The organism is Rahnella contaminans (genome assembly GCF_011065485.1).
Taxonomy (GTDB): domain Bacteria; phylum Pseudomonadota; class Gammaproteobacteria; order Enterobacterales; family Enterobacteriaceae; genus Rahnella; species Rahnella contaminans.
On sequence record NZ_JAADJS010000006.1, the window covers coordinates 113,604 to 136,679 of the forward strand.

Here is a 23,076-nt window from a genome sequence, read left to right on the forward strand (position 1 = left end):
CGTGTATTGTTTTAATGTCGGGTGTTTTGTGTAATTTACTGTGCCATCTGGCACAAACGGGTGATGGAAGGAGTTTATAGTGAAAAAGTGGTTATATGCCGCAGGCCTCGGTTTAGTTATGGCTTCTTCAGCTAGCGTTCAGGCTGCTGACAAAATTGCTATCGTTAACGTCGCTAGCATTTTCCAACAGATGCCAGCTCGCGAAGCTGTGGCTAAACAACTGGAAAACGAGTTCAAAAGTCGTGCAACTGATTTGCAATCTCAGGAACGTGATCTGCAAACCAAAATGCAACGTCTGCAACGTGATGGCTCGACCATGAAAGCCAGCGATCGTTCTAAACTCGAAAAAGACGTTATGGCTCAGCGCGAAGCTTTCTCAGCTAAAGCGCAGCAGTTCGAGCAAGATAACCGTCGTCGCCAGGGCGAAGAACGTAACAAAATCCTGAGCCGTATTCAGGACGCTGTGAAATCTGTTGCCAGCAAAGAAGGTTATGATGTTGTTATTGATGCAAACGCTATTGCATACGCAAGCAATGACAAAGATATTACTGCTGATGTGCTGAAACAGGTTAAATAAACATGTCTTCAATTCGACTGGCTGATCTCGCACAGCAGTTGGATGCACAATTGCACGGTGATGGCGAAATTGCCATCACCGGCGTTGCTTCAATGCATTCCGCACACTCTGAGCAAATCACGTTTTTATCAAACAGCCGCTACCGTGAACAGTTGGCCTCCTGTCATGCAGGTGCCGTAGTGTTGACGGAAGCGGATCTGCCATTTTGCCCTACAGCGGCATTAGTGGTTAAAAACCCTTACCTGACGTACGCGCGTATGGCGCAGTTGCTGGATACTACGCCAGCACCGGCACAGGATATTGCTGCGAGCGCGGTGATATCAGACAGTGCTTCATTGGGTAAGAATGTCTCGGTTGGCGCAAATGCAGTCATCGAATCGGGCGTTGTGCTGGGTGACAATGTTGTCATCGGCGCAGGCTGCTTTATCGGTAAAGAGGCAAAAATAGGCGCGGGTACACGTTTGTGGGCCAACGTTTCTATTTATCACCGCGTAGAAATTGGTGAGTTGTGCCTGATTCAGTCAGGTACGGTGATCGGTGCTGACGGTTTTGGTTATGCCAACGACCGCGGCAACTGGATCAAAATTCCTCAGCTGGGCACCGTCATCATTGGCGATCGCGTAGAAATTGGTGCGTGCACCACGATTGACCGCGGCGCGCTGGATGACACCATTATCAGCAACGGCGTTATCATTGATAACCAATGCCAGATTGCACACAACGTCGTGATTGGAGACAATACGGCGGTGGCTGGCGGTGTTATTATGGCCGGTAGTCTGAAAATTGGACGCTACTGCCAAATCGGTGGAGCCAGTGTTATCAACGGTCACATGGAGATTTGTGACCAGGCTGTCGTAACAGGAATGGGAATGGTGATGCGACCAATCACTGAACCTGGGGTATACTCCTCCGGTATTCCGTTACAACCGAATAAAGTTTGGCGTAAGACGGCTGCGTTGGTAATGAATATTGATGAGATGAATAAGCGCTTGAAAGCTGTCGAGCGTAAAATCGAAAAAGATTAATTACCATTTACGGTGACGCTTTGTGTTCCCTTTGTTGAGTGAACCTGCGACATACGTTCCTATTTGCGGCCTGCCTGATGACCTTTTTTTGGGGTCTGGCAGGCCGTGTTATTGATGCCATCAGTTTTTTATAGACAGGAAGAGTATTTTGACTACTGACACTCATACTCTGCGTATTGAAGAGATACTGGATTTATTGCCACACCGTTACCCGTTTTTACTGGTTGATCGCGTGCTGGATTTTGAGAAAGGCAAATTTTTGCGTGCTGTGAAAAACGTTTCTTTTAACGAACCGTTCTTCCAGGGCCATTTCCCGGGAAAACCTATCTTCCCAGGCGTATTGATTCTGGAAGCGATGGCCCAGGCCACCGGTATTCTGGCATTTAAAAGCGTGGGTAAACTGGAGCCAGGCGAACTGTATTACTTCGCAGCAATCGATGATGCACGCTTTAAACGTCCGGTCCTTCCGGGTGACCAGATGGTTCTGGAAGTTGAATTCATTAAAGAGCGTCGTGGTGTTGCTCGTTTTAAAGGTGTCGCAAAAGTAGATGGTGAGATTGCTTGCGAGGCATCAATGATGTGCGCCCGTCGCCGGGAGTCTTAATACATGATTGACAAAACCGCCTTTATTCATCCAAGCGCTATTGTTGAAGAAGGTGCCGTTATCGGTGCCGGAGTGCATATCGGTCCTTTCTGCTACGTGGGTTCCCAGGTAGAAATCGGAGAAGGTACTGAGCTTAAATCACACGTAGTTCTTAATGGCGTGACCAAAATTGGTCGCGATAACCGCATTTTCCAGTTCGTCTCCATTGGTGAAATTAACCAGGATCTGAAATATGCCGGTGAACCAACACGCGTTGAGGTCGGCGATCGCAACAATATTCGTGAGAGCGTTACCATTCACCGTGGTACCGTTCAGGGCGGTGGTCTGACAAAAGTGGGCAGCGATAACCTGTTGATGGTTAACGCACATATCGCCCACGATTGTGTCATTGGAAATCGCTGTATTCTGGCGAACAACGCGACACTTGGCGGCCACGTTGAAGTTGATGATTTTGCGATCATCGGCGGCATGACCGCAGTGCATCAGTTCTGCATCATCGGCGCGCATGTGATGGTAGGTGGTTGTTCTGGCGTTGCCCAGGATGTCCCTCCGTTCGTCATTGCGCAGGGTAACCATGCGACACCTTTCGGTATCAATATCGAAGGTCTTAAGCGCCGTGGTTTTGAGAAAGCAGATCTGCACGCAATCCGTAATGCCTACAAGTTACTGTACCGCAGCGGTAAAACGCTGGAAGAAGCACAACCGGAAATCGCTGCAATTGCCGCTGAATTCCCGAAAGCTAAACCTTTCAGTGATTTCTTTAGCCGCTCTACCCGCGGCATTATTCGCTGATCTGCGCTACGGAAAACAATGCAAAAGCCTGTTCTGACAATTGGCCTGGTGGCCGGTGAAACGTCCGGTGACATTCTTGGCGCCGGGCTGATCCGAGCCCTGAAAAAACATCATCCTGATGCCCGTTTTGTAGGGGTTGCAGGTCCGCTGATGCAGGCGGAAGGATGTGAAGCCTGGTACGAAATGGAAGAGCTGGCCGTGATGGGCGTGGTGGAAGTTTTAGAACGACTGCCACGCCTGTTGAAAATCCGCAAAGACCTCACCCGACGTTTCAGCGAACTTCAGCCAGATGTTTTCGTGGGCATTGATGCTCCCGACTTCAATATCACACTGGAAGGCCGCCTGAAACAGCGCGGCATCCGTACCATCCATTATGTCAGCCCGTCAGTGTGGGCCTGGCGACAAAAGCGTGTATTCAAAATTGGCAAGGCGACAGATTTAGTTCTTGCATTCCTGCCTTTCGAAAAAGCGTTTTACGACAAATTTAACGTTCCCTGCCGCTTCATCGGTCATACGATGGCGGATGCCATGCCTTTGCATCCGGACAAGCAGGCGGCTCGTGCATCGCTTGGGATCCCTAATGATGTCCATTGCCTGGCATTATTGCCGGGAAGCCGCCATGCCGAAGTCGAAATGCTCAGCGCGGATTTCCTGAAAACAGCGTTACAGCTGCGACAGACTTACCCTGATTTGCACATCGTGGTGCCGCTGGTTAACGCCAGGCGCCGCGAGCAATTCGAGCGTATCAAGGCTGAGATTGCGCCTGATCTGCCTGCGCATTTGCTCGATGGCAAAGGGCGTGAAGCGATGATTGCCAGCGATGCTGCACTTCTTGCGTCTGGCACCGCTGCGCTCGAGTGTATGCTGGCGAAATGCCCGATGGTCGTGGGTTATCGCATGAAGCCTTTTACGTTCTGGCTGGCGGAGCGTCTGGTGAAAACCCCTTATGTATCCCTGCCAAACTTGCTGGCAAGACGGGAAATTGTCACCGAATTGCTGCAAACCGAATGTGTACCGGAAAAGCTTTCTGCCGTACTTCTGCCGTTACTGGCGGGTGATGAAAAAAGCGAGGAATTGCGTAAAATTTTCCTGGAATTGCATGAAAGCATTCGCCGTGATGCTGATGAGCAGGCCGCTCAGGCCGTAATGGAGCTGGCAAACCGATGAGTGAATTTTTTGTTTATCCGCAGGCCGTGTGTATTGCCGGTGTGGATGAAGTTGGCCGCGGTCCGCTGGTCGGCGCAGTGGTGACGGCTGCGGTGATCCTCGATCCTGCCAACCCGATTATGGGGCTGGCGGATTCAAAGAAGCTCACCGAAAAACGTCGCGAAGCGTTATACATTGAAATCAAAGAAAAGGCGCTGGCCTGGAGTCTCGGGCGGGCAGAGCCGCATGAAATTGATGAACTGAACATCCTGCATGCCACGATGCTTGCCATGCAAAGAGCCGTTGCCGGCCTGGCACTGACGCCGGATATGGTGCTGATTGATGGCAACCGTTGCCCGAAATTGCCAATGGCTTCGCAGGCCGTGGTGAAAGGTGACAGTAAAGTCGCTGAAATCAGCGCGGCATCCATTCTTGCCAAAGTGACCCGCGATCGCGAAATGGTTGAACTGGATTTGCAGTTCCCTGAATATGGTTTTGCGAAACACAAAGGCTATCCGACGCCGGTGCATCTTGAAAGTCTCGCCCGGCTTGGTGCGACAGCACATCACCGCCGCAGTTTTGCGCCGGTAAAACGCGCACTCGGGCTGGCCTAGCGCGTCACTTTGTTTCTGCCCCTGACTTTTATTTATAAATTAGCGGGCACATAAACTCTTAATTCACATATTTCTGGACTCTGGATATGGCCGAACCTCGTTTTATTCATCTGCGCGTACATAGCGACTATTCCATGGTGGATGGCCTCGCGAAAGTGGGTCCGCTGGTGAAATGCGCAGCGTCACTCGGCATGCCTGCTCTGGCTATCACCGATTTCACCAACCTGTGCGGGCTGGTGAAATTTTACGGTGCGGCGCACGGCGCAGGCGTTAAGCCGATTATCGGCGCAGACCTGAATGTTCAAAGTGAAATCCTCGGCGATGAACTTGCGCAGCTGACCGTACTGGCAATGAACAATCAGGGTTATCAGAACCTGACACTGCTCATTTCCCGTGCTTATCAGCGCGGCTATGGCGCGGCGGGCCCGATTGTTGACCGCGAGTGGCTGGCTGAGCTGAATGAAGGGCTGATCCTGCTTTCTGGCGCGAAAATGGGCGATGTCGGCAAGTTCATGATCCGCGGAAATGGTCCGCAGGTTGAGCAATGCCTGGAGTTCTATCAGCAATATTTCCCCGATCGTTATTATCTCGAACTGATCCGCACCGGTCGCGCAGAGGAAGAAAACTATCTGCATGCCGCCGTGGCGCTGGCGACGGAGCGCGGTTTGCCCGTTGTGGCCACCAACGACGTGCGTTTCATGGTGCCGACGGACTTTGATGCCCATGAAATCCGCGTAGCAATCCACGATGGCTTTACGCTTGATGACCCGAAACGCCCGCGCAATTACACTTCGCAGCAATACATGCGCAGTGAAGACGAAATGTGCGAGCTGTTTGAAGATATTCCCGAAGCGTTGCAAAACAGTGTTGAAATCGCCAAACGCTGCAACGTAACAATCCGTCTGGGCGAATACTTCCTGCCGCAATTTCCGACCGGCGATATGACCACGGAAGATTTCCTGGTCGAAAAATCGAAAATCGGGCTGGAAGAACGTCTCGAGTTTTTATTCCCGGATCCTGAAGTCCGCGCCCAACGTCGGCCTGAATATGACGAACGTCTGGATATCGAACTTAAAGTTATCAACCAGATGGGCTTCCCGGGCTACTTCCTGATCGTTATGGAGTTCATCCAGTGGTCGAAAGATAACAGCGTGCCGGTCGGGCCGGGACGTGGTTCCGGTGCAGGTTCACTGGTGGCCTATGCGCTGAAAATCACGGATCTGGATCCCCTTGAATTCGATCTTCTGTTCGAACGTTTCCTTAACCCTGAACGTGTTTCCATGCCCGACTTTGACGTCGACTTCTGCATGGAAAAACGCGACAGGGTTATCGACCACGTCGCGGAAATGTACGGTCGTGAAGCCGTTTCGCAGATTATTACTTTCGGTACGATGGCGGCGAAAGCGGTTATCCGTGACGTTGGCCGCGTGCTGGGTCATCCCTATGGTTTCGTCGATCGCATTTCGAAATTAGTTCCGCCGGATCCGGGTATGACGCTGGAAAAAGCGTTTGCTGCTGAACCTCAGTTGCCTGAGATTTATGAGGCGGATGAAGAAGTTAAGTCGCTTATCGACATGGCGCGTCAGCTGGAAGGCGTTACACGAAATGCCGGTAAGCACGCAGGTGGTGTGGTTATTGCGCCGACGAAAATTACCGACTTTGCGCCGCTCTATTGCGACGCCGAAGGTAATCATCCGGTTACACAGTTCGATAAAAACGACGTGGAATATGCCGGGCTGGTGAAGTTCGACTTCCTGGGCCTGCGTACGCTGACGATCATCGACTGGGCGCTGGAAATGATCAACGCGCGCCGCGCAAAAGCGGGTGAAGCACCGCTGGATATCGCTGCGATCCCGCTTGATGACAAGAAAAGTTTCGACATGCTGCAACGCTCGGAAACCACAGCGGTTTTCCAGCTTGAATCCCGTGGCATGAAAGATTTGATCAAACGCCTCAAACCCGACAGCTTCGAAGATATGATCGCACTGGTGGCGCTGTTCCGCCCAGGGCCGTTACAGTCGGGGATGGTAGATAACTTCATCGACCGTAAACACGGTCGTGAAGAGATTTCTTACCCCGATATCCAGTGGCAGCATGAGTCCCTGAAACCGGTACTGGAGCCGACCTACGGCATCATTTTGTACCAGGAACAGGTTATGCAGATTGCGCAGGTTCTGGCGGGTTATTCGCTGGGCGGCGCAGACATGTTACGTCGCGCAATGGGTAAGAAAAACCCGGTCGAAATGGCAAAACAGCGCGGCGGCTTCGAAGATGGCGCTAAATCACGCGGCGTTGACGGCGAACTGGCGATTAAAATCTTTGACCTGGTAGAGAAATTTGCCGGTTACGGCTTTAACAAATCTCACTCAGCCGCCTACGCTTTGGTGTCGTACCAGACGTTATGGCTGAAAGCGCACTATCCGGCCGAATTCATGGCGGCGGTAATGACCGCTGATATGGATAACACCGAGAAAGTTGTCGGGCTGGTGGATGAATGCTGGCGTATGGGCCTGAAAATTCTGCCGCCGGACATCAACAGCGGTCTGTATCACTTCCACGTTAACGACGAAGGTGAGATCGTTTACGGTATCGGCGCGATAAAAGGCGTGGGTGAAGGCCCGATTGAAGCGATTATTGAAGCGCGTAATGAAGGCGGCTATTTCAAAGAGTTGTTTGATTTGTGCGCGCGGGCCGACGTCAAAAAGCTGAACAAACGCATTCTTGAAAAACTGATTATGTCCGGCGCTTTTGACCGGCTTGGGCCGCATCGAGCCGCTCTGATGAGTTCTCTCAGTGACGCGCTGAAAGCGGCAGATCAGCACGCGAAAGCGGAGGCCATTGGTCAGGTAGACATGTTTGGTGTTCTGGCCGAAGCGCCTGAACAGGTTGAAAAATCTTACTCAAACGTGATGCCGTGGCCGGAACAAACGGTGCTCGATGGCGAACGGGAAACGCTCGGCTTGTATCTGACCGGGCATCCGATCACGCAGTATCTGAAAGAAATCGAACGTTATGGCGGCGGACAGCGTTTGAAAGATATGCACCCGACGGATCGGGGTAAAATGACCGTCGCAGTGGGGCTGGTTCTCGCTGCACGCGTTATGGTCACCAAACGCGGTAACCGCATTGGGATCTGTACGCTTGACGATCGTTCCGGTCGTCTCGAAGTGATGTTGTTCACCGAAGCGTTGGAAAAATTCCAGCATTTATTGGAAAAAGACCGTATCCTTATCGCCACAGGACAGGTCAGCTTTGATGACTTCAGTGGCGGGCTTAAAATGATGGCCCGCGATGTAATGGACATCAGTGAAGCACGGGAAAAATATGCTCGCGGTCTTGCTATCTCGCTGACTGACAGGCAAATTGATGACCAGCTTTTGAACCGTCTCCGCCAATCGTTGGAACCTCACCGATCGGGGACGATACCAGTGCATCTGTATTACCAACGAGAAAATGCAAGAGCCCGGCTGCGATTCGGGGCGTCATGGCGTGTTACGCCAACGGACAAACTGTTGCTGGATTTGCGAGGCCTGGTCGGTAGTGAGCAGGTGGAACTGGAATTTGACTAAAATAGGAATGCTATGAGTCTGAATTTTCTTGATTTTGAACAGCCGATTGCGGAACTGGAAGCGAAAATTGACTCGCTGACTGCAGTCAGCCGTCAAGACGAAAAATTAGATATTAATCTGGACGAAGAAGTTGCACGCTTGCGCGAGAAAAGCGTTGAACTGACCCGTAAGATTTTCTCTGATCTGGGCGCCTGGCAAATTGCCCAACTGGCGCGCCATCCTCGTCGCCCTTATACCCTGGATTACATCAAACATATCTTCACCGATTTTGATGAACTGGCGGGTGACCGTGCATTCGCGGACGATAAAGCTATCGTTGGTGGTATTGCTCGTCTGGGTGAACGTGCTGTGATGATCATTGGTCATCAGAAAGGCCGTGAAACCAAAGAGAAAATTCGTCGTAACTTCGGTATGCCTGCACCTGAAGGGTATCGCAAAGCGTTACGCCTGATGGAAATGGCCGAACGTTTCAAACTGCCAATCATCACCTTCATCGACACCCCGGGTGCATACCCTGGTGTGGGTGCGGAAGAACGTGGCCAGTCTGAAGCGATCGCCCGCAACCTGCGCGAAATGTCGCGTCTGAACGTCCCGGTTATCTGCACCGTTATTGGTGAAGGGGGTTCCGGTGGTGCTCTGGCAATCGGCGTGGGTGACAAAGTTAACATGCTGCAATACAGCACCTACTCGGTCATTTCACCGGAAGGCTGTGCGTCTATCTTGTGGAAGAGCGCAGATAAAGCGCCTCTGGCTGCGGAAGCAATGGGTATTATTGCTCCGCGCCTGAAAGAGCTGAAACTGATCGACTCCGTGATCCCGGAACCTCTGGGTGGCGCGCATCGTAACGTTGAGGCAATGGCCGCTTCTCTGCGTGCACAACTGGAAGCTGACCTGAGCGATCTGGATGTTCTGAGCACTGAAGAACTGCGCAACCGTCGTTATCAGCGTCTGATGACTTACGGTTACTGCTGATATCAGCAATGTATTGCGAAAGGCTATGCTCCGGCATAGCCTTTTTTATTGACCGTTTTTCCTTCTCAGATTTTCCTGCATTCTTAAATTCCCTCTTTTTGGTCGAAACCCGGTGGTAAAGGGTACACAGCGTCCGTTAACCGTGTTTCTATAAATACCTGAGAGATATACAACAGAAGGATTTGTCAGATGAATATTATCGCTATCATGCGGCCGGAAGGGGCCTACTATAAAGATGAGCCAATCCGTGAACTGGATAGCGCGCTGACGCTTCTCGGATTCCAGATTATTTATCCACGCGATCGTGCTGACTTACTCAAACTCATCGAAAATAATGCCCGTATCTGCGGGGCGATTTTCGACTGGGACCAGCACAGTGAAGAGCTGTGTACGGAAATCAATGAACTGAATGAATACCTGCCGCTTTACGCGTTCATCAATACGCACTCCACGCTGGACGTTGATGTTAATGAGATGCGTATGGTCTTGTATTTCTTCGAGTATGCTCTGGCTGCTGCCGATGATATTGCCAAGCGTATTCGCCAGTACACCGATGAATATATCGACACCATCACGCCGCCGCTGACCAAAGCGTTATTTACCTATGTGGAAGAAGGGAAATATACCTTCTGTACGCCCGGACATATGGCCGGTACGGCCTTTCTGAAAAGCCCGGTCGGAACGCTTTTTTATGACTTCTTCGGGGCTAAGACCTTGAAAGCGGATGTGTCGATTTCGGTAACGGAACTCGGTTCCCTGCTCGACCATACCGGCCCGCATTTAGAGGCGGAGGAATACATCGCGCGAACGTTTGGGGCGGAGCAAAGCTATATCGTTACCAATGGCACATCCACGGCAAACAAAATTGTCGGGATGTACGCCGCGCCTGCGGGCAGCACCGTGCTGATTGACCGAAACTGCCACAAATCTCTGGCGCATCTGATGATGATGACCAACATCGTGCCGGTGTATTTGCGTCCGAACCGCAATGCCTACGGTATTCTGGGCGGGATCCCGCAACGGGAATTCACACGTGAAAGCATTGAAGAGAAGATCGCGCAGACCGAAAATGCCACCTGGCCCGTGCATGCGGTGATCACCAATTCCACCTACGACGGGCTGCTTTACAACACGGATTACATCAAAAATACGCTGGATGTACCGTCGATTCACTTTGATTCCGCGTGGGTGCCGTACACCAATTTCCATCCGATTTATGATGGCAAAAGTGGAATGAGTGGCGAGCGGGTTCCCGGCAAAGTGATTTATGAAACGCAGTCGACGCATAAATTGCTGGCGGCTTTCTCACAGGCTTCCATGATTCACATTAAAGGCGACTATAACGAAAGCACCTTTAATGAAGCCTACATGATGCACACCACCACATCGCCGAACTACGGCATTGTGGCGTCGGCAGAAACTGCGGCGGCTATGTTGCGCGGAAACCCCGGACGGCGGCTCATCAACCGTTCTGTGGAACGTGCGCTGCATTTCCGTAATGAGATACAACGGCTGCGTGAGGAAACTGACGGCTGGTTCTTCGATATCTGGCAACCTGAGCATATTGATGAAGCAGAGTGCTGGCCGCTGAATCCGGATCAAAACTGGCATGGTTTTGCTGATGCCGATACCAATCATATGTATCTGGATCCGATCAAAGTGACGATCCTGACGCCCGGCATGAATGAAATGGGCAAACTCGAAGAAGAGGGGATCCCGGCGGCACTGGTGGCGAAATTCCTTGATGAGCGCGGCGTGGTAGTGGAAAAAACGGGTCCGTACAATCTGCTTTTCCTGTTCAGCATTGGTATTGATAAAACCAAATCCATGAGCCTGATGCGCGGGCTGACGGACTTCAAACGCAGCTATGATCTTAATCTTCGGGTCAAAAATATGCTTCCGGACCTTTATGCAGAAGATCCGGATTTCTACCGTAATATGCGCATTCAGGATCTGGCTCAGGGGATCCACAAACTGATTGTCCGCCATGATCTTCCACGTCTGATGATCGAGGCTTTTGATGTGTTGCCGGAAATGAAAATGACGCCATATGAAATGTTCCAGCATCAGGTGCGCGGGCATATCGATGAGTGCGACATTGACGAACTGATTGGCAAAGTCTCTGCCAATATGATTCTGCCGTATCCACCGGGCGTACCCGTGGTGATGCCCGGTGAGATGATTACGCAAGAGAGCCGGGCCGTTCTCGATTTTCTGATCATGCTGTGTTCTATCGGTGAGCGTTATCCGGGATTTGAAACGGATATTCATGGAACCCGTCTCACAGAAGACGGGCGCTATCTGGTAAAAGTTTTAAAACTCCCGGAAGCGGGTTAACAAACCGCCCTCTTCGTGAGGGCTTTTTATTGACGTCTGCAAACACCCTGAGTAACGTGCACAGCAGGAATTAACAGGAAATCATCATGCTTAATCTTCGCCAGGTTCATCACATCGCGGTCATTGGTTCTGATTATCAGGCCAGTAAACATTTCTATTGCGATATTCTTGGGTTTACCTTACTTGGCGAGTTTTACCGCGAAGAACGTGATTCATGGAAAGCCGATCTGGCACTGAACGGCCAGTATACGATTGAGTTGTTCAGCTTCCCAAATCCACCTGCCCGTCCAAGCCGGCCTGAATCCTGCGGTTTGCGCCATCTGGCGTTCAGCGTTGAAGATATCGGGCAGTCCGTCAGTGCGCTGGAAGCCGCCGGTGTCTTTTGCGAACCGGTGAGAACAGATCCTTATACCGGCAAACAGTTTACTTTTTTCACCGATCCCGACGGCCTGCCGTTAGAGCTTTACGAATCCCGGTAATCTCATGAATCGTCATCCGTCAGCACTGTTTCTGACTGAACATCTGCGCAGCAAAATTGGGTCTGCGCGAAAACTTTGCGTGGCATTTAGCGGCGGTCTGGATTCAACCGTTTTGCTGGCTGGTCTTGCGCAGTTGCGGGACAACCAGATCCCGGACTTACGGCTGCGGGCATTACATGTGCATCACGGATTAAGCCCGTTTGCGGATGGCTGGGCGATACATTGCCATGATTTTTGTCAGCTGAGGAATATCGGGCTGTCGGTCATCAAGGTTCAGGTAAATGCCCGTGATGGCGGGATTGAAGCGGCAGCAAGAGCTGCACGCTATCAGGCATTTTCAACACAGCTGGAAGAAGGCGAAGTCTTACTGACAGCGCAACATCTTAACGATCAGTGTGAAACGTTTTTGCTGGCGCTCAAACGCGGTAGTGGCCCTGCGGGTTTGTCGGCGATGAGCGCGAACAGTATGGGGCTGGGTTATCGGCTGATGCGGCCGTTGCTCGATCTCAGCCGGGATCAACTTGAGGAATACGCAGATCAGCATCAGCTGACGTGGATCGAGGATGACAGCAATTGTGATGCCCGTTTCGATCGTAATTTTTTGCGACTCGATATTCTTCCTTCGCTCTATGCGCGCTGGCCGCATTTCGCGCAATCCACCGCCCGCAGCGCTTCGTTATGTGCGGAACAGGAATCCCTGCTTGATGAACTGCTCAGTGAGTCCCTGACGGCGTTAACAGATGAACGGGGAAGTTTATCTGTTGAGGGCATGGGGAGTTTCTCGGCGGCAAGACGTTCCGCGCTGCTGCGCCGCTGGCTGGCTGGCCGTGAAGCAAAAATGCCTTCCCGCGAACAGCTCCAGAGAATTTGGGATGAAGTGGCGTTAAGCCGTGAAGATGCACAGGCGCAGCTTCAGCTTGGGAGTTTTGTTGTGCGACGTTATCGCCAGCGTCTGTATCTGTTGCCCCAATATTCATCCCTCAAGGATCAGGTCATCAGCTGGGATCCTGCTGACAAACTTCTGTTGCCTGACGCTCTGGGTGTTTTATCAGTTTCTGCAATTCGTGATGCGGGTGATGAAAGCTGTGTCATCCGCCAGCCGCGCGCGGGAGAAACGATCACCGTTCGCTTTCATGCTTCCGGGATGATTGAAAAGGTTGGGCGCGATCGTGCCCGTCAGGCGAAAAAGTTGTGGTCTGAGTTAGGCGTGCCGCCCTGGCAACGGGATCGCATTCCGCTGGTTTATTACAATGAACAGCTTATTGCTGCACCTGGCTGGTTTATCACCCGTCAGGCACTGGCTGAAAATAACGAAGGACAATGGCGGCTGTTATGGTCCGGTTGCTCAATAAAATAGAAAGCGGTTAATTTTGGGAGTTGTAATGCTGAGAATTTTGTTGCGGGCAATGGCAGGGTTATTGCCGCTGATATTGCTGAGTTCACCGGTTCTGGCTCAGGGAAACAGTGCTGATGGTCAGTCTAAATCGGCAAGTTGTGCTGCATGCCACGGCGCAAAGGGAAAAGCGGTTAATGCTATTTACCCTAATCTGGCCGGGCAAAATGAAGATTATCTTGCACTGGCGTTGCGTGCTTATCAGAAAGGAGAACGCAGCGGCGGGCAGGCGGGTGTCATGCAGGCTTTTACGTCATCACTGTCTGAGCAGGATGTTAGTGATCTGGCAGCTTACTATGCCAGTCTGACGCCGCTTAAATAGGAAATGGGGTGGTTGCAGAAATGCAAACGGGCAACCCTGAGATTGCCCGTTAGTCATAGTCACGGAGGTTTTCGCTTATTCTGCGCTCACGACCACCGTGCCAATTTCCGGATGGCTAAAGCTTTCTATATGATCAAGCCGCAGATCGCGTTGTTCTCCGCTGGCCTCGACCACCAGATACTCCACTTTCTTACGCATTAACAAATCTTTGGCTTTTGCCTCAACGACTTCTCCGCTACGCAGCTTCAGCGTCAAAACCAGGTGATGCTGGCAGGCGAGCTCGAGATTATCGTAGTCATCACAATTGATGGGTTGGTACTCATCATTCATCGACATAATCGCTCACCAATAAGTTAGCGGCGGCGTAGGCCGCCTGGTCCCTAACGGAAGACGGAAGCTCAGCATTCGCTGCCACTTCGTCCAATGCTTTCAATACACAACCCAACGCATCGGGCACATATCCGAGATCGCCGCTGGCGATTTCAGAATATTTACGGCGTACCAACTCACAGTATTGTTGCATAAGTTCTCCCTAAAAAGCGTATCCCTCTGAGGAAAGCGCAGAAAGATAAACTCTCAGTATTTAACGACTATAGCACAGGAGAGTGTGAGTTATTAGCAGGCCTGTAAAGGTAAATCGTTTGCGTACAGCCTTTATTCAGAAGGTCCATCGGGGGAAAACTGGTTTAGGCAGGACGCTTTCAAGTACACTGTGCGTCTGATATCAAGAGGTTTCCCATGGCGCTAAAAGCAACAATTTATAAAGCAGCAATCAATATTGCTGATATGGATCGTAATTTCTTTCATGACGCCAACCTGACTTTGGCCCAGCATCCCTCAGAAACAGAACAACGAATGATGCTGCGTCTGCTGGCATGGATTTATCATGCAGATGAACGCCTGACTTTTACCCGTGGATTAAGTGCGGAAGACGAACCTGAAATCTGGCGTAAAAACGATCATAACGGCATCGAATTATGGGTTGAATTAGGGTTGCCGGATGAGAAGCGTCTGAAAAAGGCCTGTAACCAATCGCGCGAAGTCGTGCTTTACGCTTATGGTGAGAGAGCGGCAAAAGTCTGGTGGTCACAAATTGAAGGGAAGGTCAGAGGTTTTAACAACCTTCGCATTCGATATTTAGAAGATGAGCTTCTGAATCAGCTGACCGCTTTTGGCAGCAGGACCATGGATTTACAGGCAACTTTACAGGACGGAACTATTTGGCTTTCCGATGCTCAGAGTAATTTGGAAATTCATTTTTCTGAATGGAAAGAGTTTGCCGGAAATGACGGAAGGTAATCAGCGTGCTAATCCTTTCCGGAAAACTGGAAATCCCTGACAGCGAAATCGAATTAACGGCGATCCGCGCGCAGGGAAATGGTGGTCAGAACGTCAATAAAACATCAACGGCGATCCATTTACGCTTTGATATTAAAGCGTCAAGTTTGCCAGAATATTACAAAGAGCGGTTACTGGCATTCAATCACCATTCTATTACTGCTGACGGTTGGGTAATCATTAAAGCCCAGGAATACCGGAGTCAGGAGCAGAACCGAGAAGCCGCTGTAGCCCGGCTGAGTACATTGATTTCGCAGGCGATGGTGGTAGAAAAACCTCGCCGGGCGACGAAGCCGACCAAAGGGTCTAAAATTCGTCGCGTAGAAAGTAAAGTGCGCAAAGGTGCCACAAAAGCATTACGAGGCAAAATTCGTCAGCCTTAAATCGTGTTGCAGGACAATCTTTATCGCAGCACAAGGAAAAAGCAGTAGGGGAGAAACTGTGAAAAAAATCATTATCACGGCAGTGCTGGCGCTCGGGGCGCTGTCACTGTTCGGCTGCCACACCGCTGCCTTCAATCATGAAAAACCGCTTCAGGCGATGCAGCAAAGTTACAGTGGTGTTTTGCCTTGCGCAGATTGCAGCGGCTTAAAAACCTCATTGTTCCTGCAACAGGACGGGACTTACATCTTGCAGGAAGTGTATCAGGGCAGCAAAGAGGGCGATCAGAGCTTCGCCAGCTACGGCCGTTGGGCGCGTACGGCAGATAAACTGGTTCTGACTGACAGCCATGGCGAGAAGCGCTATTTCCATCCAAAAGATGAAAATCTGGAAATGCTTGATCACAGCGGTGAGCCGATCGTTTCTTCGTTCAACTACACGCTGAAACCTGTGCAGCAGAGCCTGCCTAAAACGCCAATGGCACTGACCGGCATGATGCAATACAGCGCCGATGCGGCCTCTTTTAAAGATTGCGCAACGGGTAATATTTTCCCGATGTCTGCCAATAAAACGCTGGAAGCTGGCTACCTTGCTGCGCGTAAAGCGCCGAACCAGCTGGTCTTCATCTCGATGGACGGTCACTTTATGACAGAACCTTCAATGGAAGAGGGGCAAATGCAACGGGCGGTTGTTGCGGATAAGAATATCAGCTTTGATGCCAATAAAGTTTGCCCTTAGCCTTTAAGCTTTTATCGGATTGTACAAACAAAAATGCCCGCGCAATGCGGGCATTTTAATGGGCGAACGTCTGTCGCTAAAATATTAACGCGGGATCTGGCTCAGCAGATATTCAACAATATCGCCTTGCTTAATCATTTGTTTTTCACCGCTGCGACGGTTTTTGTATTCCAGCTCTTCAGCGTCCAGATTACGATCACCAATCACAACGTGGTGTGGAACACCGATCAGTTCCATGTCTGCGAACATGACGCCCGGACGCTCTTTACGATCGTCGAGGATCACATCGATACCGTGTGAACGCAGTTCTTTGTACAACGCTTCCGCCGCATCTTTCACGCGGAAAGATTTGTGCATGTTCATTGGCAGAATCGCAACCTGGAACGGAGCAATGGCGTCCGGCCAGATAATTCCACGGTCATCGTGGTTTTGTTCGATAGCCGCAGCGACCACGCGGGTCACTCCGATGCCGTAACAGCCCATGGTCATGACCTGATTACGGCCATCTTCGCCCTGAACTGTTGCATTCATCGCTTCTGAGTATTTAGTACCCAGCTGGAAGATGTGGCCAACTTCGATACCGCGCTTGATAACCAGAGTACCCTGGCCGTCCGGGCTTGGATCGCCGGCAACCACGTTACGGATGTCTGCCACTTCTGGCAGCGCAACATCGCGATCCCAGTTAATACCAAAGTAATGTTTACCGTCGATGTTTGCGCCAGCGCTGAAATCGCTCATAGCGGCAACGGTGCGGTCAGCAACAACTGGCATTGGCAGATTAACCGGGCCGAGTGACCCCGGGCCTGCTGCAACGATTTCGCGGATTTCAGCTTCTGTTGCGAAAGTCAGCGGAGCAGCAATTTGTGGCAGTTTTTCGGCTTTGATCTCGTTCAGGTCATGGTCACCGCGAACCAGCAGGGCAACCAGTTTATGGCCGCTTTCCGGGGTAGCGTGAACCATCAGGGTCTTCACGGTTTTCTCAACCGGCACCTGGAACTGTTCAGTCAGTTCAGCGATGGTTTTAGCATCTGGTGTTTCAACAACACGCATTTCTTCAGATGCTGCAGCGCGTGGCGTCGTTGGCGCTAATGCTTCAGCGAACTCAATGTTAGCCGCGAAATCAGAAGAATCAGAGAACACGACATCATCTTCGCCGCTCTGTGCCAGAACCTGGAATTCATGTGATGCGCTGCCGCCGATAGAACCGGTATCTGCCAGCACAGCACGGAAATCCAGACCCATGCGGTTGAAAATTTGGCTGTAAGCCGCATACATCGCATCGTAAGTTTCCTGAAGGGATTCCTGCGTCGTGTGGAACGAGTAGGCATCTTTCATCAGGAATTCACGTGAACGCATCACGCCAAAGCGCGGACGAACTTCATCGCGGAATTTGGTCTGGATCTGGAAGAAGTTCAGCGGCAATTGTTTGTAGGAGCTGACTTCGTTGCGGATCAAATCCGTAATGACTTCTTCGTGGGTTGGACCCAGTACGAACGGACGCTCGCCACGGTCAACGAAACGCAGCAGTTCCGGGCCGTATTGTTCCCAACGTCCGCTCTCCTGCCATAAATCAGCGGGCTGAACTACCGGCATAGACACTTCAATGGCGTTCGCGTTGTTCATTTCTTCGCGTACGATGTTTTCAACTTTTTTGAGAACACGTAAGCCGGTTGGCAGCCAGGTGTACAGGCCGGAGGCCAGTTTACGGATCATACCAGCGCGAAGCATCAGCTGGTGGCTGATGACTTCTGCGTCGGCTGGCGTCTCTTTCAGTGTAGAGAGCAGATATTGAGTAGTACGCATGATGTGTTGGTTCCGTTAGCACTGCAAATTGCAATCGGGCTGCCAGTGGCAGCCAAAACGTGAAAAGTGGCTTAGTTTACCAGCGAGTTGGTGTTGCCAAAAGAGACGCAACGGAAATTTAGTCTTCGTCGAGGGACATTACCTGATTCAGGGAACCTACAACCCGCCAGCGGACATTAAATTCCAGCAGGCGAACGGCGTAATCCCGTTCAGCAGATTCACCTTTGCGGTAAGCAGGACGCGGATCCTGCCCTAATACCTGTGTAATAAAGCGGCGCAGATGCGGATATTTTCCTGCATGTTTTGCCAGTTGAGATTCTGCCTGAGGGAGAAATTCCACGGGCATATCGGCTTTTGGCGCATGTTGGGCAAAACCCGCACGGGCTTCAGGATGGCTTTCCGCAAACGGCAGATAAGGTTTGATATCAACAACAGGGGTGCCATCGACGAGGTCGAGACTGCCGAGTTGCAGAATCACACTCTGCCCCTGACAGTGAATGCCTTTTAGTTCAACCAGCGACATACCCAGCGGATTGGGGCGAAAAGTTGAACGTGTGGCAAACACGCCAGTACGAATATTGCCACCAAGGCGCGGCGGACGCACCGTCGGGCGCCACCCCCCGTCCATCGTCTGATGAAAGATGAACATCACCCATAAATGACTGAAATCTTCCAGCCCGCGTACGGCCTCGGGCTGGTTATAAGGAGCATGAAGATGTAATTCGCCGCCTCCATCCTGAACTAACCCCGGCTGGCGCGGAACAGCAAACTTCTCTTTGTAGGGAGAATGAATGGTCCCTATTTGCTCAAAAGAAAATGAGGTCATTTAAAGGTGACATTCAGAGCTGAACCCTGACAAATTGCCTGCTGGAAACAGCCAGGGACGCCGCCGACGATCTCGCACTGATGCAACAGCACCGCATTTGCTTTCATATAAGAGGCGCGGGTCAGCATTCTTTTACGCGCAGCCGCAAGGCTTGGTGGCGTATCGTTTTGATCGCTCTGGCAAGACTCGCCAGAAACTTCACCCAGGTCGCGGAAAGGTGTTCCGACCAGAGCTTCAGCATCTTTATACAGTTTGACGGGGGCAGGGCGAACCGGAGCCGGTTTTGGTTTGACAGGTTTTGGCTCTTCTTTAACAACAGGTGCAGTGGTTGTTGGCTGTGTGTGTTGAGTCAGGGAACAACCCGCCAGCAAAAGTGCCGACAAACAGAGAGGTAAAGCACGCATGGTATGTCCTCTGCTTTTTTAATATGTTTACAGGAAAGAATGTGGCGTTATTGAACCAAGGTATTGAGGAAATAACAAGGCGGGCATAAGCCCGCCTTGAATTTATTTGTGAAAGGAATATTTGCGAGAGTAATTATCAGGATAAATACTGTGTTCCTGACATTCGCGAATTACCAACCTTTCACCGCGCCGCCGTTGAAGATCTTGTTCGCTGCGGCGTTAACTTCGTCAGACTGGTAAGCCTGAACGAATTTCTTCACGTTTTCAGCATCTTTATTGTCTTCACGCGCAACGATCAGGTTAACGTACGGAGATTCTTTATCTTCAACGAAGATGCCGTCTTTCTCTGGCGTCAGGTTAATCTGGCTGGCGTAAGTGGTGTTGATTACAGCCAGTGCAATTTTTGCATCATCCAGTGAACGTGGCAGTTGTGGTGCTTCCAGCTCAACCAGTTTCAGGTTTTTAGGGTTCTCAGTGACATCCAGAACAGTCGGCAGCAAGCCAACACCGTCTTTCAGTTTGATTAAACCTTGTTTTTGCAGCAGCAGTAATGAACGGCCCAGGTTAGTCGGGTCGTTTGGCAATGCAACCTGATCGCCATCTTTCAGCTCATCGATAGACTTAATTTTTTTAGAATAACCGGCGATTGGGTAGACGAAAGTATTGCCGACCGGAACCAGTTTATAACCACGATCTTTAATTTGTTGATCCAGGTAAGGTTTATGCTGGAAGGCGTTAACATCGATATCGCCTTTGCTCAGCGCTTCGTTTGGCAGCACGTAGTCGTTGAAAGTCACCAGCTCTACGTCAAGCCCATATTTTTCTTTAGCGACTTTCTGTGCAACTTCAGCAACCTGCTGTTCAGAACCGACAATCACACCCACTTTAATATGGTTAGGATCCTGTTCTTTCGGCCCGCAACCAACTAAAGCCAGCGTTCCCAGAAGCGCGCCGACAACTGCAATGGATTTAAATTTATTAGACATGTCCTTTCCTCAATAAGCGGATAAAAATTATTCGCAGGGTTAGCTATTACAGCTGTTGTTTCATTATTTATGCGTGACTGCTTTTACGATGCGGTCGCCGCAAAACTGAATTAAATACACCAAAACGACTAACAGGACTAATACCGTATTCATTACAGTTGCGTCATAACCAATGTAACCGTACTGATAACCGATTTGCCCTAATCCACCAGCACCGACAGCACCGCCCATAGCAGAATAACCCACCAGAGTGATCAGCGTGATAGTGGCTGCGTTGACCAGACCCGGCAAAGCTTCCGGCAACAAGATTTTACGGATGATTTGCATTGGCGTGGCGCCCATGGCGCGTGAGGCTTCAACCAGACCGCTTGGGATTTCCAGCAACGCATTCTCAACCATACGCGCGATAAATGGCGCCGCGCCAACGGTCAGGGGGACAATTGCCGCCTGTAAACCGATTGAAGTCCCGACGATCAGACGTGTGAACGGAATCATCCAGACGAGCAGAATAATAAAAGGTATAGAACGGAAAATGTTAACCAGCGCAGACATCACGCGATAGACGTTTTTGTTCTCTGCAATCTGCCCCGGACGGGTGACGTAAAGCAGCACGCCAAAAGGCAGACCCAGAACGAAACCGAAGAAGCCAGAGGTCAGTGTCATGATGACAGTTTCCCAAATCCCCCGACCCATTAACCACATCATTGGCTCAGACATAACCGAGTACCTCTACTTTTACCTGATTTTCATGCAGGAACTGAATTGCTGCCTGAGTGTTTTCTTCTGCACCGTGCATTTCTGTCAGCATAATCCCGAACTTCACGCCGCCGGCATAATCCATCTGAGCACTGATAATATTATTGTTTATGTCGAAACGGCGCACGGCCTCTGAAAGCAAAGGCGCATCAACGGACTGGCCGGTGAATTCCAGACGTAATAAAGGTACCCGACCGGCTTCAGGTTCAGGAACCAGACGTACGGCGTAATCTTCCGGGACATCCAGGTGCAGCGTTGACTGAATAAACTGCTGCGCCAGCGGGGTTTTAGGGTGTGAGAACATCTCACTCACTTTATCCTGCTCGATTAATTTGCCATCGCTGATCACCGCAACCTGATCGCAAATGCGCTTAACGACATCCATCTCGTGCGTGATCAACAAAATAGTTAATCCAAGGCGACGGTTGATATCTTTCAGCAATTCAAGAATTGCGCGGGTGGTCGCCGGGTCAAGAGCACTGGTCGCTTCATCGCACAACAAGACTTTAGGATTGCTGGCCAGAGCGCGCGCAATCGCCACACGCTGTTTTTGACCGCCGGAAAGATTGGCCGGGTAAGCATCATGTTTATCTTCCAGGCCCACAAGGCTCAGCAACTCGGAAACACGTTTTTTGATTTCTGCAGAAGAAAGGTTATCCAGCTCCAGCGGCAGTGCCACATTGCCAAAGACAGTACGTGACGACAGCAAATTAAAGTGCTGAAAAATCATACCAATCTGTCGGCGTGCGCGGGTCAGCGCTTTCTCGGAGAAGGACATCAAATCCTGACCATCAACCAGTACCTGGCCTTTGGTCGGACGTTCCAGCAAATTGACGCAGCGGATTAATGTACTTTTCCCCGCGCCAGATGAGCCGATTACGCCATAAATTTGCCCGGCAGGGACGTGAAGACTCACGTCAGAGAGCGCGACGATCTGGCGCGAACCCTGCTGGAAAACCTTGGTGATGTTTGAAAGTTTAATCATATTTTTTTTATTCTGTCTTTTTGCCGTGACGTGGTGAAATTAACTCTGCGGGAGCACTTCCCCGAAGCATGTCGTGGATGCTAAGGCGTCTAGACGTCTAAGTCAACCAGGTTAGCGTTCTCACGAGCAGTGAAAACATGCGATACTGATGCCGTTAACCCGCCATCAGGAGCAAATTCGTGGCACAACCAGTTTCAGCAATCTTTCTTGACCGTGATGGGACTTTGAATGTCGATCACGGCTATGTACATGAAATCGATGATTTCCAGTTTATCGATGGTGTTATTGATGCCTGCCTTAAACTCAAAGAGATGGGCTTCTTATTGGTATTAGTTACCAATCAGTCCGGTATCGCACGCGGCAAGTTTACCGAAGATCAGTTTATGACGCTGACGGAGTGGATGGACTGGTCGCTTGCCGACAGAGGCGTCGATCTCGACGGCATCTATTTCTGCCCGCATCATCCCGAAGGTACCGTTAAAGAGTTTACTCAGGTTTGCGATTGCCGTAAGCCTCTGCCAGGTATGTTTATGACAGCCAAAGAGGAACTCAATATTGATATGGCTTCATCTTATATGGTGGGCGATAAACTCGAAGACATGCAGGCAGCTGCGGCGGCGGGTGTCGGCCATAAGATTTTAGTACGCACCGGCAAGCCGGTTACCGAACAGGGTGAAAGTGCAGCCGACGCCGTACTGGAAAGCTTTGCTGCATTGCCTTCCTTTATAGCAAAAGCGCAAAAATAACTGTCTTTGGATAAAAAAACGGCAAACGAAATAAAACTGTATTTATTCGCTTGCCATTAAAATCGAACTCCCTATAATGCCGCTCCATCGACAGGGAACAACGTGAACAACATCACGAAGTGACCGGGTCGGAAAGATTAAAAACAGCGGCAACCGGATGAAATAAACGGTTGACACTGAATGAGGAAAGCGTAATATACGCCACCTCGAGTTAGCAAGCGAAAGCGCGTAACTCACTGCTCTTTAACAATTTATCAGACAATCTGTGTGGGCACTCACAAGA

At 50.7% G+C, this 23,076-nt stretch carries 24 protein-coding genes; 16 read left to right on the forward strand and 8 right to left on the reverse strand.

The window, feature by feature from the left end:
- Positions 1-79: 79 nt before the first annotated feature.
- The 12 genes from skp (at position 80) to GW579_RS21715 (ending at position 13,830) form a co-directional block, all read left to right on the forward strand.
- Positions 80-577, forward strand: a complete 498-nt coding sequence (gene skp, locus GW579_RS21660; RefSeq protein WP_056781728.1) for a molecular chaperone Skp — start codon at positions 80-82, stop codon at positions 575-577.
- 2 nt (positions 578-579) lie between these two features.
- Complete coding sequence (lpxD, locus tag GW579_RS21665) at positions 580-1,602, forward strand: UDP-3-O-(3-hydroxymyristoyl)glucosamine N-acyltransferase (RefSeq protein ID WP_152326529.1); 1,023 nt, start codon at positions 580-582, stop codon at positions 1,600-1,602.
- Positions 1,603-1,750: 148 nt separating this feature from the next.
- Positions 1,751-2,206, forward strand: a complete 456-nt coding sequence (gene fabZ, locus GW579_RS21670; RefSeq protein ID WP_095923207.1) for a 3-hydroxyacyl-ACP dehydratase FabZ — start codon at positions 1,751-1,753, stop codon at positions 2,204-2,206.
- Between the two features lie 3 nt (positions 2,207-2,209).
- Positions 2,210-2,998 (forward strand): acyl-ACP--UDP-N-acetylglucosamine O-acyltransferase, encoded by a 789-nt coding sequence (lpxA, locus tag GW579_RS21675; protein ID WP_165061772.1) that lies wholly within the window; start codon positions 2,210-2,212, stop codon positions 2,996-2,998.
- Between the two features lie 18 nt (positions 2,999-3,016).
- Positions 3,017-4,165: a lipid-A-disaccharide synthase gene (gene lpxB, locus GW579_RS21680; RefSeq protein ID WP_165061775.1), complete on the forward strand. Its 1,149-nt coding sequence runs from the start codon at positions 3,017-3,019 to the stop codon at positions 4,163-4,165.
- On the forward strand, positions 4,162-4,758 hold the full coding sequence (gene rnhB / locus GW579_RS21685) for a ribonuclease HII (protein WP_165061778.1): 597 nt from the start codon (positions 4,162-4,164) through the stop codon (positions 4,756-4,758). Before lpxB ends, rnhB begins: the two co-directional genes overlap by 4 nt.
- Before the next feature lie 86 nt (positions 4,759-4,844).
- On the forward strand, positions 4,845-8,327 hold the full coding sequence (dnaE, locus tag GW579_RS21690) for a DNA polymerase III subunit alpha (protein ID WP_152326533.1): 3,483 nt from the start codon (positions 4,845-4,847) through the stop codon (positions 8,325-8,327).
- A 12-nt stretch (positions 8,328-8,339) separates the two neighbouring features.
- On the forward strand, positions 8,340-9,299 hold the full coding sequence (gene accA, locus GW579_RS21695) for an acetyl-CoA carboxylase carboxyl transferase subunit alpha (RefSeq protein ID WP_013574209.1): 960 nt from the start codon (positions 8,340-8,342) through the stop codon (positions 9,297-9,299).
- A gap of 189 nt (positions 9,300-9,488) precedes the next feature.
- Positions 9,489-11,636 (forward strand): lysine decarboxylase LdcC, encoded by a 2,148-nt coding sequence (locus GW579_RS21700; RefSeq protein ID WP_165061781.1) that lies wholly within the window; start codon positions 9,489-9,491, stop codon positions 11,634-11,636.
- 86 nt (positions 11,637-11,722) lie between these two features.
- The gene (locus GW579_RS21705; RefSeq protein WP_165061784.1) at positions 11,723-12,115 is read left to right on the forward strand and encodes a VOC family protein; all 393 of its coding nucleotides are present in this window, start codon (positions 11,723-11,725) and stop codon (positions 12,113-12,115) included.
- A gap of 4 nt (positions 12,116-12,119) precedes the next feature.
- On the forward strand, positions 12,120-13,472 hold the full coding sequence (gene tilS, locus GW579_RS21710; RefSeq protein WP_165061787.1) for a tRNA lysidine(34) synthetase TilS: 1,353 nt from the start codon (positions 12,120-12,122) through the stop codon (positions 13,470-13,472).
- Between the two features lie 25 nt (positions 13,473-13,497).
- Positions 13,498-13,830, forward strand: coding sequence for a c-type cytochrome (locus GW579_RS21715; protein WP_152326537.1), 333 nt, complete (start codon positions 13,498-13,500; stop codon positions 13,828-13,830).
- 75 nt (positions 13,831-13,905) lie between these two features.
- On the opposite strand, the gene rof is transcribed toward GW579_RS21715, so the two are convergent.
- Both rof and GW579_RS21725 read right to left on the reverse strand, forming a co-directional pair.
- A complete protein-coding gene (gene rof, locus GW579_RS21720) occupies positions 13,906-14,166 on the reverse strand; it encodes a Rho-binding antiterminator (protein WP_101079200.1) in 261 nt (86 codons plus the stop codon).
- Positions 14,153-14,353, reverse strand: a complete 201-nt coding sequence (locus GW579_RS21725) for a YaeP family protein (protein WP_015696108.1) — start codon at positions 14,351-14,353, stop codon at positions 14,153-14,155. Before GW579_RS21725 ends, rof begins: the two co-directional genes overlap by 14 nt.
- Positions 14,354-14,568: 215 nt before the next feature.
- Here GW579_RS21725 and GW579_RS21730 point away from each other — a divergent pair, with 215 nt between their 5' ends.
- From GW579_RS21730 to nlpE, 3 genes are read left to right on the forward strand one after another with little or no spacing between them, the layout of a single operon-like run.
- The gene (locus GW579_RS21730; protein ID WP_152326538.1) at positions 14,569-15,129 is read left to right on the forward strand and encodes a YaeQ family protein; all 561 of its coding nucleotides are present in this window, start codon (positions 14,569-14,571) and stop codon (positions 15,127-15,129) included.
- A 5-nt stretch (positions 15,130-15,134) separates the two neighbouring features.
- Positions 15,135-15,551 carry an alternative ribosome rescue aminoacyl-tRNA hydrolase ArfB gene (gene arfB, locus GW579_RS21735; protein WP_165061789.1) on the forward strand — a complete coding sequence of 139 codons (417 nt, stop codon included), beginning with the start codon at positions 15,135-15,137 and terminating at the stop codon, positions 15,549-15,551.
- A gap of 58 nt (positions 15,552-15,609) precedes the next feature.
- Positions 15,610-16,287: an envelope stress response activation lipoprotein NlpE gene (nlpE, locus tag GW579_RS21740; RefSeq protein WP_152326540.1), complete on the forward strand. Its 678-nt coding sequence runs from the start codon at positions 15,610-15,612 to the stop codon at positions 16,285-16,287.
- A gap of 84 nt (positions 16,288-16,371) precedes the next feature.
- Here nlpE and proS read toward each other — a convergent pair whose 3' ends face one another.
- The 6 genes from proS to metN all read right to left on the reverse strand — a co-directional run bounded on the left by proS (position 16,372) and on the right by metN (position 22,047).
- The gene (gene proS, locus GW579_RS21745; RefSeq protein ID WP_165061792.1) at positions 16,372-18,090 is read right to left on the reverse strand and encodes a proline--tRNA ligase; all 1,719 of its coding nucleotides are present in this window, start codon (positions 18,088-18,090) and stop codon (positions 16,372-16,374) included.
- A gap of 118 nt (positions 18,091-18,208) precedes the next feature.
- Positions 18,209-18,916, reverse strand: coding sequence for a tRNA (N6-threonylcarbamoyladenosine(37)-N6)-methyltransferase TrmO (gene tsaA / locus GW579_RS21750; protein WP_165061795.1), 708 nt, complete (start codon positions 18,914-18,916; stop codon positions 18,209-18,211).
- Positions 18,913-19,320, reverse strand: coding sequence for an Rcs stress response system protein RcsF (gene rcsF, locus GW579_RS21755; protein ID WP_152326543.1), 408 nt, complete (start codon positions 19,318-19,320; stop codon positions 18,913-18,915). The genes tsaA and rcsF overlap by 4 nt, the downstream gene beginning before the upstream one ends.
- Positions 19,321-19,490: 170 nt before the next feature.
- Positions 19,491-20,306, reverse strand: a complete 816-nt coding sequence (locus GW579_RS21760) for a MetQ/NlpA family lipoprotein (RefSeq protein ID WP_104924646.1) — start codon at positions 20,304-20,306, stop codon at positions 19,491-19,493.
- Positions 20,307-20,369: 63 nt separating this feature from the next.
- Positions 20,370-21,023 (reverse strand): methionine ABC transporter permease MetI, encoded by a 654-nt coding sequence (locus GW579_RS21765; RefSeq protein ID WP_104924647.1) that lies wholly within the window; start codon positions 21,021-21,023, stop codon positions 20,370-20,372.
- On the reverse strand, positions 21,016-22,047 hold the full coding sequence (metN, locus tag GW579_RS21770) for a methionine ABC transporter ATP-binding protein MetN (RefSeq protein ID WP_152326544.1): 1,032 nt from the start codon (positions 22,045-22,047) through the stop codon (positions 21,016-21,018). Before metN ends, GW579_RS21765 begins: the two co-directional genes overlap by 8 nt.
- Before the next feature lie 179 nt (positions 22,048-22,226).
- Here metN and gmhB point away from each other — a divergent pair, with 179 nt between their 5' ends.
- On the forward strand, positions 22,227-22,793 hold the full coding sequence (gmhB, locus tag GW579_RS21775; RefSeq protein WP_152326545.1) for a D-glycero-beta-D-manno-heptose 1,7-bisphosphate 7-phosphatase: 567 nt from the start codon (positions 22,227-22,229) through the stop codon (positions 22,791-22,793).
- Positions 22,794-23,076: the final 283 nt, after the last annotated feature.

Bases quoted from the DNA above. Each gene is read 5' to 3' on its own strand.
- lpxD (WP_152326529.1), top strand. From the start codon at position 580: ATGTCTTCAATTCGACTGGCTGATCTCGCACAGCAGTTGGATGCACAA.
- lpxA (WP_165061772.1), top strand. From the start codon at position 2,210: ATGATTGACAAAACCGCCTTTATTCATCCAAGCGCTATTGTTGAAGAA.
- lpxB (WP_165061775.1), top strand. From the start codon at position 3,017: ATGCAAAAGCCTGTTCTGACAATTGGCCTGGTGGCCGGTGAAACGTCC.
- rnhB (WP_165061778.1), top strand. From the start codon at position 4,162: ATGAGTGAATTTTTTGTTTATCCGCAGGCCGTGTGTATTGCCGGTGTG.
- dnaE (WP_152326533.1), top strand. From the start codon at position 4,845: ATGGCCGAACCTCGTTTTATTCATCTGCGCGTACATAGCGACTATTCC.
- accA (WP_013574209.1), top strand. From the start codon at position 8,340: ATGAGTCTGAATTTTCTTGATTTTGAACAGCCGATTGCGGAACTGGAA.
- GW579_RS21700 (WP_165061781.1), top strand. From the start codon at position 9,489: ATGAATATTATCGCTATCATGCGGCCGGAAGGGGCCTACTATAAAGAT.
- GW579_RS21705 (WP_165061784.1), top strand. From the start codon at position 11,723: ATGCTTAATCTTCGCCAGGTTCATCACATCGCGGTCATTGGTTCTGAT.
- tilS (WP_165061787.1), top strand. From the start codon at position 12,120: ATGAATCGTCATCCGTCAGCACTGTTTCTGACTGAACATCTGCGCAGC.
- GW579_RS21715 (WP_152326537.1), top strand. From the start codon at position 13,498: ATGCTGAGAATTTTGTTGCGGGCAATGGCAGGGTTATTGCCGCTGATA.
- rof (WP_101079200.1), bottom strand. From the start codon at position 14,166: ATGTCGATGAATGATGAGTACCAACCCATCAATTGTGATGACTACGAT.
- GW579_RS21725 (WP_015696108.1), bottom strand. From the start codon at position 14,353: ATGCAACAATACTGTGAGTTGGTACGCCGTAAATATTCTGAAATCGCC.
- GW579_RS21730 (WP_152326538.1), top strand. From the start codon at position 14,569: ATGGCGCTAAAAGCAACAATTTATAAAGCAGCAATCAATATTGCTGAT.
- proS (WP_165061792.1), bottom strand. From the start codon at position 18,090: ATGCGTACTACTCAATATCTGCTCTCTACACTGAAAGAGACGCCAGCC.
- tsaA (WP_165061795.1), bottom strand. From the start codon at position 18,916: ATGACCTCATTTTCTTTTGAGCAAATAGGGACCATTCATTCTCCCTAC.
- rcsF (WP_152326543.1), bottom strand. From the start codon at position 19,320: ATGCGTGCTTTACCTCTCTGTTTGTCGGCACTTTTGCTGGCGGGTTGT.
- GW579_RS21760 (WP_104924646.1), bottom strand. From the start codon at position 20,306: ATGTCTAATAAATTTAAATCCATTGCAGTTGTCGGCGCGCTTCTGGGA.
- GW579_RS21765 (WP_104924647.1), bottom strand. From the start codon at position 21,023: ATGTCTGAGCCAATGATGTGGTTAATGGGTCGGGGGATTTGGGAAACT.
- metN (WP_152326544.1), bottom strand. From the start codon at position 22,047: ATGATTAAACTTTCAAACATCACCAAGGTTTTCCAGCAGGGTTCGCGC.